General features: G+C 68.5%; 13 protein-coding genes. 3 read left to right on the forward strand and 10 right to left on the reverse strand.

All coding sequences use genetic code 11. The features are described 5' to 3' along the window. Positions 1-549, forward strand: coding sequence for a PH domain-containing protein (locus OG326_RS38210; RefSeq protein ID WP_442790879.1), 549 nt, complete (start codon positions 1-3; stop codon positions 547-549). Next, the gene (locus OG326_RS38215; RefSeq protein WP_327141970.1) at positions 546-2,258 is read left to right on the forward strand and encodes a PH domain-containing protein; all 1,713 of its coding nucleotides are present in this window, start codon (positions 546-548) and stop codon (positions 2,256-2,258) included. Before OG326_RS38210 ends, OG326_RS38215 begins: the two co-directional genes overlap by 4 nt. A 95-nt stretch (positions 2,259-2,353) precedes the next feature. Here OG326_RS38215 and OG326_RS38220 read toward each other — a convergent pair whose 3' ends face one another. Beyond that, positions 2,354-2,821: a carboxymuconolactone decarboxylase family protein gene (locus OG326_RS38220; RefSeq protein ID WP_327141971.1), complete on the reverse strand. Its 468-nt coding sequence runs from the start codon at positions 2,819-2,821 to the stop codon at positions 2,354-2,356. Positions 2,822-3,064: 243 nt separating this feature from the next. Here OG326_RS38220 and OG326_RS38225 point away from each other — a divergent pair, with 243 nt between their 5' ends. Next, positions 3,065-5,020, forward strand: coding sequence for a GMC family oxidoreductase (locus tag OG326_RS38225; protein WP_327141972.1), 1,956 nt, complete (start codon positions 3,065-3,067; stop codon positions 5,018-5,020). Positions 5,021-5,023: 3 nt separating this feature from the next. On the opposite strand, the gene OG326_RS38230 is transcribed toward OG326_RS38225, so the two are convergent. The 9 genes from OG326_RS38230 to typA form a co-directional block, all read right to left on the reverse strand. After that, positions 5,024-5,398 carry a DUF742 domain-containing protein gene (locus tag OG326_RS38230; RefSeq protein ID WP_327141973.1) on the reverse strand — a complete coding sequence of 125 codons (375 nt, stop codon included), beginning with the start codon at positions 5,396-5,398 and terminating at the stop codon, positions 5,024-5,026. Beyond that, complete coding sequence (locus tag OG326_RS38235) at positions 5,395-5,811, reverse strand: roadblock/LC7 domain-containing protein (protein WP_327141974.1); 417 nt, start codon at positions 5,809-5,811, stop codon at positions 5,395-5,397. The genes OG326_RS38230 and OG326_RS38235 overlap by 4 nt, the downstream gene beginning before the upstream one ends. Further along, positions 5,808-8,246: a sensor histidine kinase gene (locus OG326_RS38240; protein ID WP_327141975.1), complete on the reverse strand. Its 2,439-nt coding sequence runs from the start codon at positions 8,244-8,246 to the stop codon at positions 5,808-5,810. The genes OG326_RS38235 and OG326_RS38240 overlap by 4 nt, the downstream gene beginning before the upstream one ends. A gap of 149 nt (positions 8,247-8,395) precedes the next feature. Next, the gene (locus tag OG326_RS38245; RefSeq protein ID WP_327141976.1) at positions 8,396-9,694 is read right to left on the reverse strand and encodes an FAD-binding oxidoreductase; all 1,299 of its coding nucleotides are present in this window, start codon (positions 9,692-9,694) and stop codon (positions 8,396-8,398) included. Positions 9,695-9,826: 132 nt separating this feature from the next. Then, positions 9,827-10,342, reverse strand: coding sequence for a hypothetical protein (locus OG326_RS38250; RefSeq protein ID WP_327141977.1), 516 nt, complete (start codon positions 10,340-10,342; stop codon positions 9,827-9,829). Then, positions 10,339-10,497: a hypothetical protein gene (locus OG326_RS38255; protein WP_327141978.1), complete on the reverse strand. Its 159-nt coding sequence runs from the start codon at positions 10,495-10,497 to the stop codon at positions 10,339-10,341. The genes OG326_RS38250 and OG326_RS38255 overlap by 4 nt, the downstream gene beginning before the upstream one ends. 5 nt (positions 10,498-10,502) lie before the next feature. Then, positions 10,503-11,426: an N-acetyl-1-D-myo-inositol-2-amino-2-deoxy-alpha-D-glucopyranoside deacetylase gene (gene mshB / locus OG326_RS38260; RefSeq protein ID WP_327141979.1), complete on the reverse strand. Its 924-nt coding sequence runs from the start codon at positions 11,424-11,426 to the stop codon at positions 10,503-10,505. Further along, positions 11,423-13,141, reverse strand: coding sequence for an ABC transporter family substrate-binding protein (locus OG326_RS38265; protein WP_327146717.1), 1,719 nt, complete (start codon positions 13,139-13,141; stop codon positions 11,423-11,425). Before OG326_RS38265 ends, mshB begins: the two co-directional genes overlap by 4 nt. Positions 13,142-13,402: 261 nt before the next feature. Then, positions 13,403-15,298, reverse strand: a complete 1,896-nt coding sequence (gene typA, locus OG326_RS38270) for a translational GTPase TypA (protein ID WP_327141980.1) — start codon at positions 15,296-15,298, stop codon at positions 13,403-13,405. Positions 15,299-15,330: the final 32 nt, after the last annotated feature.

The raw sequence follows: 15,330 nt of genomic DNA on the forward strand, positions 1-15,330 counted from the left end.
ATGTCCGATCGTCCCGCCTCAGGCGACACCCGCACCGCCTCCGGCGAGCTTCGCACCGCCCCGGGCGGCATCATGGCGGACCCGGCCTGGCACCCGAGTCCGCGGGCCAAACTGCTGTGGGCGCTCAGTGCCACGCTGTCGTGGATCGTCCCGTTCATCGCGCTGATCATCTGGATGATCGTCGATCCGCAGCGGAGATCGGTGCAGGTGTGGATACTCGGGATCGCCGTGGTGGCAGCGGCATTCAGCATTGTGGCGGTGCCGCTGTGGCGGTATGCCGTGCATCGGTGGGAGATCACCGATGAGGCCGTCTATACGCGCACCGGGTGGTTCACGCAGGAGAGCCGGGTCGCGCCGATCAGTCGCGTACAGACGGTGGACACCTACCGGGGGCCGCTCGAGCGGCTGCTCGGACTGGCCACCGTCACCGTGACCACCGCGTCCTCCGCCGGGGCCGTGCACATCAGCGCCCTGGAAACCGAGGATGCCCGGCGCACGGTCACGCAGCTGACCGAGATCGCGGCGCGGCATCGCGGAGACGCGACATGAGCCATCCGCCCGGCCCCGATCCCGCAGCGTCCTATGCACCGTCTCCCTACGCGCGACCGTCGGATGCGTCCCCGGCACTTCCGGATCCTGTGCCACCGGCACCCGCAGGCCATGGCTCCCCCGCGGTTTCCGACCATGCGACCGGGTCGGGCGCACCGGCCGCCGAGGTATGGCAGCGGCTGGATCGCCGAATGCTGCTGGTGCATCCCATCACCGAGCTCATCCGCTATATCCCGGTGCTGCTGGCGACCTTGATCGCCGGTGCGCGCAGTGACAGTCCGGTGTGGAGCCTCGGGGTGGTCGGGGTGATCATCACCTTCGCGCTCACCCGGTGGTTCACCACCACCTACCGCATCACCCCGGACAATCTGGAACTGCGCACGGGACTGTTTCAGCGCAAACGACTTTCGGTGCCGCGCAATCGGGTGCGTTCGGTCGATGTGGAGGCCGATCTGCTGCACCGGGTGCTGGGATTGGCGGTGCTGTCCATCGGTACCGGCCAGCAGGCCGAGCGCAAGGACCGGTTCCGGCTCGACTCGCTCGACGCCCGGCTGGTGCCCGCACTGCGCACCACACTGCTCGAGCATACCCAGATGGGCTCGGAACCCGCTGCCGCACAACCGGTTCCGCAGTCAGCTGACGACCACAGCGTGGTGCTGGGCAAATCGCCCACCTCGGCCCCCGAAGCCAAGCCGCCGGTGGAAATCGCGCACTGGCAGCCGGACTGGGTGCGGTACGCGCCCCTGTCCCTGACCGGATTCGCGATCATCGCCCCGATCCTCGGCCTGGCGTTCCAGTACGGCTTCGCGAAGGTCATCGTCAATTCCGATGCCGTACAGGGCCTGGAAGACGGTGGCGCACAGGCCATCGCCCTGGCGATCGCCGCACTCCTGGTATTCCTGGTGCTGTTCGTCAGCCTCACCGCCTGCGCTCGCTACCTCGCCACCTACTACGGACTGCGGGTCATCGACGACGGCGCCACCCTGCACATTCGGCACGGCCTGTTCACCACCCGCCAGATCACCCTCGATCTGGCCCGCCTGCGCGGTGTCACCGTCAACGAACCCCTGCTGCTGCGCCTGGCCGGGGCCGCCGAACTCGAAACCATCATGACCGGCACCAAATCTCGTCAGAAGATCCTGCCGCAGGCGCCGCGCACCGCCATCGATCGCACCGTCGCGCACCTGCTCGACTCGAACGCCGATATCGGCGATCCCCGCCCCGCAGCGCCACCGCCGGTCACCGCCGCGCTGCGCCCGCACGGACCGGCCGCACAGCGGCGGCGCTTCACTCGCGCCTTCAGCCCGCTCGCACTGATCGCCCTCGCCCTGATCGCGGCATCCCTTGCGGGCGTGGATATTCCGGCCTGGCCGTGGGTGCTGCTGGCCGTGGCCGCCGTCCTGGCCGCCGCGCTGGCCTGGGATCGCTACCGCGGCCTCGGCCATGCGGTGATTCCCGCCGCGCACGGCAATCCCACCTGGCTCATCACCCGCAGCGGCTCCCTGGATCGCGACCGCGATTGCCTGGAGGGCCCGGGCATCATCGGCTGGACGGTCAAACAATCCTGGTTCCAGCGCCGGGCCGGGCTGGCGACCATCACCGCCGCGACGGCCGCGGGCAAGAAGCGCTATCACGTGATCGACATCCCCTTCGATCAAGCGTGGCCGCTGATCGAGGCCGTCACTCCGGGGCAGCTCGGAACGCGCTGAGCCACAACGCGCAGAACACGAACGAGGCCCGGCATAGGATCGAATGATCCACTGCCGGGCCTTGATTCGCGATAGGGGTGCTTCGGTTCAGCCGTTCACCACTGGCCGGGGACGTAGTCGCCGCCCGCCATCCCCGCGATCACATTGAGACGGTTCCAGGCATTGATCGTCGCGATGAGGGAGATGAGCGCGCCGATCTGGTCGTCGTCGTAGGACTTGCGCACCTGCGCCCAGGTGTCCGCGCTGATGCCGCGGCTGTTGTCGGCCAGCCGGGTGCCCTCCTCGGTCAGCGCGAGGGCGGCGCGCTCGGCCTCGGTGAAGACGTTCGACTCCTGCCAGGCGGCGATCAGGGCCAAGCGCACCGGGGTCTCACCGGCGTGGACGGCGTCCTTGGTGTGCATATCCAGGCACATTCCGCATCCGTTGATCTGGGAGGCGCGAATCTTCACCAGTTCCTGGGTGGCCTTGTCCAGCGGGGATTCGTCGATGACCCGGGCGGCGGTCACCAGGCGCTTGTTGAACTTGGCGGCAATCTCGTTCTCGTACAGGGCGAAGCGGGTCATTGTCTGCTCTTTTCTCGTTCGTCGTTCGGCTACAACAGGTCGACGGCGCAGCCTGCCGAGGTGTGACATCGGCAGTAATGTGGTCGTGGTCACAGCTGCGATCGAGGCGCGGAACCCCTCCATGATGTAACTGCCAATTCACCTGTCATCCAGAGACTTTGACCAGCTGACAGCGCCCAAAAGTAAGCGCACATTCCGGTGCTGTGGTAGAAATCACCGAGAATTACGAAGGGTGGATTCGTCATGGAACCAACAGCCGAACAGCGGGCCGCACTGGGCCTGATCTGCGATACGTTCCTGCCCGGAGACGGGCTGACACTCCCCGCGGCGACGGAACTCGGGGCGGTCGACACCATCTTCCGGATTCTGGGCCGCAATCCGCGCGAGGCGGAGCAGAAGCAGCTCGCCACCCTGCTCGGACTGTGGGACTCACGACTGACGGGACTGCTCACCGGCAATGGTCCGCGGCGCTTCTCGACCCTGACCCAGGAGCAGCGGGAAGCGGCGCTGCTGCGCCTCGGCGACTCCCGGCTGGCACCGGTCCGCGCCATCTTCCAGGCCCTCAAGGGCGCATCACTGCTCGCCTACAACGTCACCCCGGGCCCGACCGGCACCAACCCGCTGTGGAAGGAAATCGGCTACCCGGCCCCGGCCGGTCCGCTGCAGACCGCACCGCAGCCCGCCCTCGCTCCCCTGCGCTTCACCGAAACCACCACGCTCACTTGCGATGTCGTGGTGATCGGTTCCGGCGCGGGCGGCGGCACGGCGGCGGCGGTGCTCGCCGGGGCCGGACTCGACGTGGTGGTGCTGGAGCGCGGAAACTATTACGACGACCGGGATTTCGGCGGCGGTGAGCTCGACGCCCTGACCAGTCTCTACGCACCCGGCCCCGCGGGTTCGGCCGAAGGCCAGATCACCCTGGTCGCGGGCAGCTGCCTGGGCGGCGGCACGGTCGTCAACTGGAGCACCTCGCTGCCCACGCCCGACAGCGTCCGCCAGGAATGGGCCGAGCTGGGCGCCAAGCAGTTCGCCGAGGACGAATTCGGTAGTGCGCTGCAGGTGGTGCAGCAGCGGCTGGGGGTCAATAGGAACCACTCCCCGCTGTCGGCGCGCGATGGCGTGCTGGAGCGCGGCGCACAGGCGCTCGGCTGGGATATCGATACCCTGCCCCGCAATGTCACCGATGCCTGTGATGCCGGAATCGAGTGCGGCCGTTGCGGTTACGGCTGCCGTCTGGGCGCGAAGCAGTCGGTCAACAAGACCTGGCTCGCCGATGCCGCGACCCAGGGCGCACGCCTGGTGATCGATGCCGATGTACGCCGGATCGAGGTGAAAAACGGCCGCGCCGAGACGGTTTCGGCACGCACCGCCGGCGGCGCCGAGATCACCGTGCAGGCCCGCGCGGTGGTGGTGGCCGCCGGGGCCATCCAGACGCCCGCACTGCTGAAGCGTTCCGGATTGCGCAACAAGAACATCGGCCGCCATCTGCGCCTGCATCCGGCCGCGGCGGTCTTCGGCGTCTTCGACGAGGAGATCCGGCCGTGGGAGGGCGGGCTGCAGACCCGCATCAGCCGCCACCACGCCGATCTGGACGGTAAGGGCTACGGCGTCATCTACGAGACCGGGCCGATCCATCCGGGCCTGGGCACCGGTTTCATGAGCTGGCGCGGCGCGGCCGATCATCGCGGCGCCATGCTGGACTTCGCGCGCTCGGATGCCATCGGCATCATTACCCGGGACCGCGATTCGGGCACCGTATCGGTGGACGGCGACGGCGAACCCATCGTGAAATACCGGCTCTCGGACTACGACGCCGCCCACCTGCACACCGGAATCACCGGCGCCGCATCGATTCTCGAAGCCGCGGGCGCACGCCGCATCTTCTCCGGACATCAGGCGGGGGTGTCCTACGAGCCGGGTGTGCGCGGCTCGCACGCCGAATTCGACGCCGCCTGCAAGCGCGCCGGTTACGGTCCCGGGCAGTGCGCGATGGGTGCACTGCACATCATGGGCTCGGCCCGGATGGGCGGCTCCCCGGAACTCTCGGCCACCAACCCCGACGGCGTCACCTGGGATGTCGCGAATATCGTCGTCGCCGACGGCTCCAGCTTCCCGACCGCACCCGGTGTCAATCCGATGGTGTCCATCGAGGCCATCGCCTATATGAACGCCACACGACTGGCGGCACAGCTGATCTAGCGGTCAGAGCGATCTGATGCCCGCCAGCACCGCGTGCAGCAGCCCCATATCGGAGCTGTTGCCCGTGGGCACCGGCGGTGACCGGTACACCAGCCGCCCGTCGTCGATCAGATCTCCGAGCAGCACCTTGGCCATGGTCACCGGCAGCCGCAGATGCGCCGCCACCTCGGCCACCGAAAGCGGTGTGCGGCACAGCCGGACGATGACGGTGTACTCGGGTTCGGTGCGCCGCAAAGCCATTCCCGGATAAGCATCGACCACCAGCGTGGTCAGATCCAGCTCCGGGCGTTCGACCCGGCCGCGGCCGCGGGTCACGGCGTAGAGGCGGACCAGCGGTCCGGCATCCTCCTCGTACCAGTGCTCTCGCGGCTCGTTCATGGCCGTTGCGGACTGCCCGCATGATGACGCGGGTCCACCGACAGGTGCGTGCCGACCCGCTGCACCGTCTGATTCATCCCGTAGGCCACCAGACCCATATCGGCCGTCTCCGCGGCCAGCAGCGCCAGACAGGCATTCTCCCCGGCCGCGGTGATGAACAGCACCGCCTGATCCAGCTCCACCACGGTCTGGCAGACCCCACCGGCCCGGAAGTGCTGACCGGCGCTGCGCGCGAGACTGTGCAGTGCCGAGGCCATGGCGCCGAAACGCTCGGCGTCGGAACGCTCCTGGCCCTTCGAGAAACCGAGCAGCAGTCCGTCGGTGGACAGCAGCACCGCCGCCTGCGCGTCGGGCAGTCCGCTCACCAATTCGTCGAGCAGCCAGCCGAGGTCGATTCGCTGGGAGGTGGTCATTGTGGTCCCTTCTCGGATTCCGGGCGCACCTGGCGGCCCTGCCGGGTGCCCTTCGCAATGGCGCTCATGAGATTGCGCGCTTCGTCGGGAGTGCGCTGGCGCGGCGGCGCGGACACCGGCGGTGCGGCGGACACCGGCGGCAGCGCCTCCTCCGCCGGGCCGCCCGGACGGTTCCGGCGCGGCAGATGCGGCCGGTCGCCCAGCTGCTGCGGGAGCAGCGGCGCCGGCGGCAGCGCGACCGGGGCGGGAATCCCCACCAGTGTGGACGTCGCCGTCGGGCTCGGTTCCGTGATCGGGCCGTTGGGCAGCGGCGCCCGCAGCGCCGGGAAGTGGTCGGAGCGCACGGCATTCGACCACGCGGGCGCCACCTCCAGCGCGCCCGGACCACCGCCGGGCGTCTCGGCGCGCGGACCGGCGACCTCCATGAGCGCGGACGGAATCAGCACCACGGCCCGCACGCCGCTGTAGACGGACTCGGCCAGACGCACCGTAATACTGTGCCGCCCAGCCAGTTTCGCGACCACGAACAGTCCCAGCCGGGTATTGCCGGACAGCGTCGCCACACTGAAGTCCGGCGGATTCGCCAGCACCGCATTGCGTTCGGTGTATTCGGCCTCCGACATGCCCAGACCCTGATCGATGACCTCGACGGCCAGACCCCGGCCGACCACCACCGCCGACACCGTGACATGCGATTCCGGCGGGGAGCAGGCCGTCGCATTGTCCATGAGCTCGGCGAGCAGGTGAATCACATCGGCGACGGCATGGCTGGCAATGCGCACCTCGGGCAGCCGCCCGGTCTGAATCCTGGTGTAGTCCAGGCTTTCCGCCACCGCACCCCGGACCAGATCGAGCAGCAGCACCGGATTACGCCAGCGGCGGCCGGGCTGCTCACCACCGAGAATGATCAGATTCTCGGCATTGCGGCGGGCTCGGGTCGCGAGATGATCCAGCTGGAACAGCAATTCGAGCTGATCGGCGTTCTTCTCCTCGCGCTCGGCCCGGTCCAGCAGCGTGAGCTGCCGATGCACCACGACCTGGCTGCGATGGGCGATATCGAGGAAGACCGCATTGATACCGGCACGGGTCTTCGCCTCGGCGACCGCCGCCGACACCGCCGCGATATGGGCGCGGTTGAAGGCATTCGCGACATGGCCGAGCTCATCGGTGCCGAAGTCCAGTCGCGACACCTCGGCATTGATATCGACGTCCTCGCCCTCGCCCAGTTTGCGAATCAGCTCGGGCATGCGCTCATCGGCCAATTGCAGGGTGTCCCGGCGCAATCGGCGCATCCGGCCGATGAAGCGGTTGGCCAGCAGCAGCGCCGCCACGAAAGCGATCGTCGCGATGAGCAATACGGCCGCGCCGCCGAGCAGCGAATTGCGAGTGGCGTCGTCGCCCTGCTTGCGGGCGATGACGTGGGCGTCGCGGCTCTGGTCCTCCCACAGCTTCTGCAGTGCCGCATTGACCTGTCCGGACGCCGTCTGCCACGCGGCCACACCGAGCGGCAGCGGCGTCGCGGCCTTCGGCGTCGTCCGGTCGTGGGGCTTCGCCGAAGTGTCGGCCGTGCTGTCGGCATCGGCATCGGTCACCGGGCCACGCAGGATCAGGGCATCCTGCATGGAGGTGACCTGCTGCCACGCCGGATCACCGGTGATGGCGCTCAGCTGCGCGAGCCGCCTGCCCTTGAGCACGGAGGCGGAATAGGCCACCTCACTGCGGAATTCGCCGACCCGATTGCTGAATTCGAGCAGCTGGGCCGCGGGCATCTCACCCGTCGTCAGCGCCACCGCGCCGATGGTGTCGGCCTGCGAGAGCGCCTCCGCCGCGCGCAATTGCTCGACGGCGTAGCCCAGTTCGATGCCGATCTTGGCGTCCGGCGCCACCCGGGCCGCCACCATGGAGGCGGAGATAATGGTGCCGATCACCTGTGTGAAGAATCCGAATGCCTGATCCGCCGGCATCTGCCGCGAATCGACGCCGTTGCGCAGGATCGGCACCATATCGAAAAGCTTCTGGAAGCCCGCGATTTCGGTGGCGGCGCCATCGGGATTGAGTCCGCGGGCCGCATCGCCCTTGGCGACCATCGCCGCCAGCGCCTCATCGGAGTGTTTACGCGCGCCGACGAGTGCCTGCACGGCGTCATCGTCACCGGCCAGCAGCAGCGCGGACAACCGCCGCTCCTCCTCCAGCGCCGACACCATGAGAATCGCCGGAGCGGTGGTGCTGCTGGCCAATTCGGCCCACTGCTTCGATTCCCGGGCGGATTTCACCAGATAGACGGCCGCGCCGCCGCCGATGGCCAGCAGCGTGACACTGGAGATGAGCACGATCCCCATCAGCCGGACCCGGACGCTCACCCAGCCGCGAACACCGCGCCCGCCCGAATCAGATGTCCTGCCCAGGGAATTGCGCAGGTTCCGCCAGCTGCCCACAGTGATACTTCCCGCTCCCGAACGCCGTGGCGCCCCACTTCATGCCACACCGCCGGAAATGAGCGATACGTCACGCTTCCTCGTCGAGAGAGTAACGGAAACATCCCGAATCGACTACAGGTTCACATCATCCCGACAAACTGTTGACTTCATACGCCAAAGTTCGCGCGAATCACCGTGTGCGGGTCGCGGTCTCGCTTGATCGCCCGCAGCCGATCGGCGGTGACCGCATCGAATGCCGAGGTAGCGGACTCCCCCGGGGCGAGGAATGTATACGGCTTCGCGCCACTCACGTGCGCGCCGAGCGCTGCGACCACCGCATCCTGCTTGGCGGACACCGCATCTCGCAACTGCGGAATGCCCAGGCCCAGCAGGTACAGCAGATACGGTTCGGCAACCGGCCCGCGCGCACCCGAACCCGGCCGGGCCAGCGCGCCGCCCAGATGCCGCACCTGAATATTGAGCAGCGGCGCAACCGGTTCGGCCAGAATCACTTTGAGCGTCGCATCGTCCAGATCCGTGAGCAGCGCGGCGCGGGAGACAGCCGGACTGGGCGTGGTCGGCTCGGCGCAGATATCACCGAGATTTCCCGTGGACATGGCGGCGCGGGTATCGGAACCGGCTCCGCCCAGCCGATCGATGACGGCCACCAGCTCGCGGCCCTGCTCGGTGGCGCCCAGGTAGGCGATATCGAGCGCCACCATCTCCGGGGCATTCGGGAACTGGAAGCGGTGGAACCACACCGTCAGTTCATCGGGAGCCCGAGAGGTCAACTCGCGGAACGCGTCCCAGACCTCCGGCAGGCGCTCGCCCGGCCACACCACGCGACCGCCGTACAGCTGCGGCGCGGGGAACAGTTCGAATTCGAGTGCGGTCACCACCGCGACGTCACCGCCGCCGCCGCACAGCGCCCAGAACAGTTCCGGATCGCTGCTCAGCGTGACCCGCGCCGGCTCGCCCTGCGCGTCCACGATCTCGAAGGCGCGCACCGCATCCGAGGCCCAGCCGTAGCTGCGGCCGAACCAGCCCAGACCGCCGCCGAGCGTGTAACCCGTCACGCCCACCACCGGATTGCTGCCCGCCAGACCGGTCAGGCCGTGCTCCGCGGCCGCCGCCTGCACCTGTCCCCAGTTCGCGCCCGCGCCCACCCGGGCGAGCCGCCGCTCCGCATCGATGTGCACGGAATCGAGCCGCCCGGTGCGCAGCAGGATCGCGGTATCGATATCGCCGGTCGCGCCGTGCCCGGTCGGCTGGGTCGCGACGGCCAGTCCCGATGCCCGAGCGAACCGCACCACCGCGGCCACATCCTCGGCATCGGCGGCCTCGACCACCACGGCCGCCCGCTGCGAGATCGCGGTATTCCACGGCGTGACCGCCTGCTCGAAATCCGCGTCGCCGGGCGCCAGCACCCGGCCTCGGACCGCACTGCGCAATTGTTCGAAAGCCATGATCATTCCTCGTCCCTGGTCGGCATGCCGTCTGCGAGCGCTGCGGCGCACGGCCGGTTCAGCGCGATTCGACAGGCTGACGACGCAGGCCCGAAAAGTGTGACACCGCCCTACGACAGGAAACGGCGACCGCTAGCGGGCAGCCGCGATCTCGTGCGCATAGCGCGAGGTGGCGCGCCAGTACAGGTACAACCCGGCCGGCAGCAGCCCGCAGATGAGCAGCATCATGGTCGGCCAGTCGCTCATGAGCATGATGTCGCCGCCCGGACCGGAACTGGCGCACACCAGGAAGCCGAGGGTCCACACCGTCAGCGGCATGATCATGACGGCGGTGCGCGTACTCACCACGGACATGCCCGCCACCAGCAGGACATTCACCACCGCGGCCACCAGAGCCGTGAGAGGCAGGGCAATGGCCCCCGCGGTCGTACTGGTCGAAGCCAGCGGCGCGGCGGCGGCCAGCAGGGGCGCACTCTCGTGCACGGTCGCGTGACCCGCGTAGAGGGGCAGATAGAGCACCTCGAGCACCAGCGTGATCAAGGCGTCGACGGTCAGGAACAGCGCGATGGCCGCGCCCACCCACCGATCGCTCGCGCGCACTCCGGCGCTCGGGGCATCGCCGGTACGAGCGCTGACGGCGGCCGTCACGACACCGGCGGGAAGCCGAGCAGGGTCAGCAACTGGCTCTGCATATCGACGAAGCCGTACAGCACCGTCAGATACAGATCGTGCTGTGCCTGGAAATTGGGGCGCTGGCTCTCGACGAACGCCGCGATCGCATTCTGCAGATCCCAGTTGTACATGGGGGTCAGTGTCTCATCCCGGCCGACTGGGAAACATACGTGTCGGTCAATCCGGCGAACAGGTCGTGCTCCCGGCCGTCCGCGCCGGCCTGGCCGCGCTGCCCGCGGACCAGGATGTAGTGCTCCTCCGGCAACACCGGCTGGGCGATATCGTTCGACAGGGCGAACTCGCGACCGGACGGCGCCACCGTCACCTGGGTGGCGTGTGCGCGCAGGGCGGCGCGCTTGGCCGCCAGGGAATCCGCGATATCCACCGTGGTGGTGACGGATTCGTGTGGCACACAAGCCAATTCGCCATCGTGCGGCAGTCGCCAGCCGCGCGGCAGCGCACCGGGCAACTGATCCACGGTGCGGCGCTTCAGGGCTTCGGTGTGCATGGCGAGGCTGGCGCTGTCGGTGACGGTCCAGTAGACCTTCGGCACCTCCCACCCCAGCTCCACCGCCGAATCGACTGCGGCCATGGTGATTTCGTGCGCGCGAATATGGTCCGGGTGTCCGTAACCGCCGTGCGGGTCGTACCCGACCACCACGCTCGGGCGCAGCTGGAGAATGACCCGCACCAGCTCCTGCACCGCCGCATCGCCGGAGTTCACGAAGGCCCGCGGGTTCCGGGCCGACGGCGTCCCGGCCATACCGGAGTCCCGCCAGCGGCCCGCGCCGCCCAGCAGTCGCGGCGGCGCCGCATCCAATGCGGCCAGGGCCCTGGTCAATTCGAGAATGCGATAGCCGCCGAGCTGATCGGCCTGATCGGCGACCAGCTGCGCCCACTGCTCCCCGATGACCTCACCCTCCTCGCCGAGGGTGCAGGTCACCACGGTGACCGGCACACCGCGCCGCCGATAGTGCGCGATGGTGCCGCCGGTGGTGATGGATTCGTCATCGGGATGGGCGTGCACCAGCAGCAGCCCACCGGTTTCGGGGGCGGTCACGGCAGCCGATGCCAGTTCGCGGCGTCAGCGAAGATGCCGATCTGGATGGCGCCGCTGAGCGAGGCCCCGTCCACGCGCGGTCCGGCCGCCGCCACCTGGGTGTCCTGCACAATGGGCAGCACGGTCGCCAGATCCCACAGCTTCGGCTCCGAATCCCCGATCACCTTGCCGACATCGATACCGCGCAGGGCGGCGTCGATACCGGGTTGCAGCGTGGGATCGCAGACACCGGACAGATTCGACGGCGACTTCTTCGCCGCGTCCGCGACGGCGGTATCACTGCCGGGGGCATCGGGCGCCACCACCGGCGGGCAGCCGTAGCGCGAGGCCAGCACGGTCGCCGGATCGGCGCCCGCCCGCTCCCAGCCCACAATGGCGTCGACACCGGGGTCGGTATCGTCCTTGCCGTACAACTGCGCGGCCGCGATGCTGCGCACATTGACATCGATTCCGGCACTGCGCAATTGGTCGGCGGCGGTATTGGCGACCGCGAGCGTGGAATCGTCGCCCTCCACCGCGCCGATCCGAATCGTCAGCGTCTTACCGTTCTTGGCGATCGGACGCGGTTGCGGCGCAGGCGAAGTCGGCGACTGGGTGGCGGGAGTCTCGGGCGCGCGGCCATATCCGGCCTCGTTCAGCAGCCCGAACACCTCGTCGGTATTGAGCCGCGGCGGCGAGGTCGGCACATAACCGGGATCCGACGGCGCCAGCACCTGCGCGCGCACCGGCTCCACCCAGCTGCCGGTCTGCGCGCCGACGGTGGCCAGCAGCACCGGATCCAGCAGGCCGAGCACGGCCCGCCGCACCCGGATATCGGCCAGATCCCCGACGCGGCCGTTGAGCACCAGCTGCATTTCCCGGGACTGCGCCATTACGGCCGTCCGCACCGACGGTATGGCCGCCAGCTGCGATTGCAGCGCGACCCCGCCGTGCACGAGCGCCATCTGCGCATCCCCGACCCGCAGTGATTCGGCCACCTGCGCGGGAGTTCCACCGCGCCGCAACAGAATCTGATCCGGCACCGCGGGCTTGCCCCAGTACCGGTCATTGCGTTCGAGCAGAATCTCCTCGCGACCACGATCGGCCTGCTTGATGCGGAACTGCGCGCCGGACACCCGGATGGTGTCCATCAGGCCCTGCTCGAACCCGGAATCCTTGACCAGATGCTGCGGCAGCAGATCCGCGAACAGCTGCCGCCAGGCCGGGTACTCCTCACGCATGGTGACGGTGACGGTCTTACCGCCCGCCGAGGAGCTGATATCCGAAATGAGCCGGTAGCCAGCGGGATCCACCACACCGGGCTGCGTGATCATCTGCTGCCAGAGGTATTTGAAGTCCTCCGCCGCGATGGGGGCGCCGTCGGACCAGGACGCCTCGTTCTTGATCTGATAGGTGATGGTGAACGGTTCCTGCGAGGTGACGTCCGCGGACACCATGAGCGCCGGATCCAGCACCCAGTCGGTACCGCCCGGCACCGCCGGGGTGGGCGCCGGCCGGAAGGGACTCGGCAGCACCATCGACGACACCGCGGCCGCCGCCGGCGACTGCTGCGAGCGCAGATGCGGATTGAACCCGATGCCGATGTCATCCACCGCCACCACCACGGAATTGCTCCCCGGCTTGGCAGGCTGCGTCTTCGGACTGTCGGTGCTCTCGATGGGCGGAGGCGGATTCGCGGTGCATCCGGTCGCGACCGCCAGCAGCGTCGCAACCATCACCAACACCGCCCGCAACGATGCGCGCACCCGGGGCCCCGTCTTCACGTTCGGCACTCTACTGGACCCACTACTCCCCACCTGTCCACCGACCCCACCAGAGATCTGGCCCTCCCCCGAACGCCCAAAATCCCCCCGCCCCAAGTTCGCGGCCCGCCCCGTTCTGGACTGAGCGGAGCGATGCCGCGAAGCGGCGGGCGGAGGGAGGGAAGAACGGGGTAACAGGGCCGCGAACCCGCCGGAGCGAAGCGGAGGCAGATATTACTGCGCGCCGCGGTCGCGGGCCTTCTTGCGAGACAGCTCGCGGCCACGCTCGGTGGCGCCGAGGACGACCTTGCGGACTCGGACGACCTCCGGGGTCACCTCGACGCACTCGTCGTCGGTGCAGAACTCCATGGCCGCTTCCAGATCCAGGTGCAGCGGCTTGGCCAGGGTCTCGAACACATCAGCCGTGGCGGACCGCATATTGGTCAGCTTCTTCTCACGGGTGACATTGATGTCGAGGTCCTCGGCGCGCGGGTTGATGCCCACGACCATGCCCTCGTAGGTGTCGGCGCCCGGCTCCACGAAGAACTGGCCGCGGTCGGACAGCTGGATCATGGCGAACGGGGTGACCGAACCGGCGCGGTCGGACACCAGCGAACCGGTGTGGCGGGCGCGGATCTCGCCGGCCCACGGCGCGTAACCGTCGAACACGGCATTGGCGATACCGGTGCCGCGGGTGTCGGTCAGGAAGTCGGTGCGGAAACCGATCAGGCCGCGCGACGGGACGATGAACTCCATCCGCACCCAACCGGCGGAGTGGTTGCTCATCTGGACCATCTTGCCCTTGCGGGCGGCCAGCAGCTGCGTGACGGCGCCCAGGTACTCGTCCGGGCAGTCCACGGTCAGCTCTTCGAAGGGCTCGTGCACCTTGCCGTCGACGGTCTTGGTGACCACCTGCGGCTTGCCGACGGTCAGCTCGAAGCCTTCGCGGCGCATCTGCTCGACCAGGATGGCCAGCGCGAGCTCACCACGACCCTGCACCTCCCAGGCGTCCGGGCGGCCGATGTCGAGCACGCGCAGCGAGACATTGCCGACCAGTTCCTGGTCCAGGCGCGCCTTCACCTGACGGGCGGTGAGCTTGTGGCCCGACACTCTGCCGACCAGCGGCGAGGTGTTCGTGCCGATGGTCACCGAGATGGCCGGCTCGTCAACGGTGATGCGCGGCAACGCAACCGGGTTGTCCACATCGGCGAGGGTGTCGCCGATCATGATGTCCGGGATGCCCGCGATGGCGACGATATCGCCCGCGATGGCCTCCTCGCCGGGCTTGCGCTCGACGCCGATGGTCTGCAGCAGCTCGGTGATCTTGACGGTCTTGGTGCCCTCGGGGGTCATCCACGCCACGTTCGCACCCTTGCGCAGGGTGCCGCTGTAGATGCGGACCAGGCCGATACGGCCGAGGAACGGGGAGGCGTCGAGGTTGGTCACGTGCGCCTGCAGCGCCGCGTCCTTATCGCCCTTGGGGGCCGGGACGTGCTTCATGAGCACGTCGAACAGCTCGTCGAGGTTGTCCACGCCGGGGGCCTGGCCGTTCTCGGGGCGGGTGGTGGAGGCCTTGCCCTCACGGCCGGAGGCGTAGACGACCGGCAGGTCCAGCGCCAGCTCGGCGGCCTCGGAGGCCTCGTCGTCCAGATCGGAGGCCAGGTCCAGCAGCAGGTCGTGGCTCTCCTCGACGACCTCTTCGATACGGGCGTCGGGGCGGTCGGTCTTGTTGACCACCAGGATCACCGGCAGCGAGGCGGCGAGCGCCTTGCGCAGGACGAAGCGGGTCTGCGGCAGCGGGCCCTCGGACGCGTCCACCAGCAGCACAACACCGTCGACCATGGACAGACCGCGCTCGACCTCGCCACCGAAGTCGGCGTGGCCGGGGGTGTCGATCACATTGATGACAGTGAGCGAACCATCGGCGTTATGCCTGTGCACCGCGGTGTTCTTGGCGAGAATGGTGATGCCCTTCTCGCGCTCCAGATCACCGGAGTCCATCACCCGGTCGACCAGCTCGGCGCGTTCGGCAAACACGCCGGACTGACGCAGCATGGCGTCGACCAGTGTTGTCTTGCCGTGGTCGACGTGCGCCACAATGGCGACGTTACGGAACTCGACAGACGACACGTTAGATTCCTCCTGGTGCAAAGGGTTGGCCC

The sequence above is a fragment of the Nocardia sp. NBC_01327 genome (assembly GCF_035958815.1).
In the GTDB taxonomy this organism is placed as follows: domain Bacteria; phylum Actinomycetota; class Actinomycetes; order Mycobacteriales; family Mycobacteriaceae; genus Nocardia.

Excerpts from the sequence above, each read along its gene's own strand:
- OG326_RS38210 (WP_442790879.1), top strand. The coding sequence starts at position 1 with ATGTCCGATCGTCCCGCCTCAGGCGACACCCGCACCGCCTCCGGCGAG.
- OG326_RS38255 (WP_327141978.1), bottom strand. The coding sequence starts at position 10,497 with ATGTACAACTGGGATCTGCAGAATGCGATCGCGGCGTTCGTCGAGAGC.
- OG326_RS38220 (WP_327141971.1), bottom strand. The coding sequence starts at position 2,821 with ATGACCCGCTTCGCCCTGTACGAGAACGAGATTGCCGCCAAGTTCAAC.
- OG326_RS38265 (WP_327146717.1), bottom strand. The coding sequence starts at position 13,141 with ATGGTTGCGACGCTGCTGGCGGTCGCGACCGGATGCACCGCGAATCCG.
- OG326_RS38230 (WP_327141973.1), bottom strand. The coding sequence starts at position 5,398 with ATGAACGAGCCGCGAGAGCACTGGTACGAGGAGGATGCCGGACCGCTG.
- OG326_RS38235 (WP_327141974.1), bottom strand. The coding sequence starts at position 5,811 with ATGACCACCTCCCAGCGAATCGACCTCGGCTGGCTGCTCGACGAATTG.
- OG326_RS38225 (WP_327141972.1), top strand. The coding sequence starts at position 3,065 with ATGGAACCAACAGCCGAACAGCGGGCCGCACTGGGCCTGATCTGCGAT.
- OG326_RS38245 (WP_327141976.1), bottom strand. The coding sequence starts at position 9,694 with ATGGCTTTCGAACAATTGCGCAGTGCGGTCCGAGGCCGGGTGCTGGCG.
- OG326_RS38215 (WP_327141970.1), top strand. The coding sequence starts at position 546 with ATGAGCCATCCGCCCGGCCCCGATCCCGCAGCGTCCTATGCACCGTCT.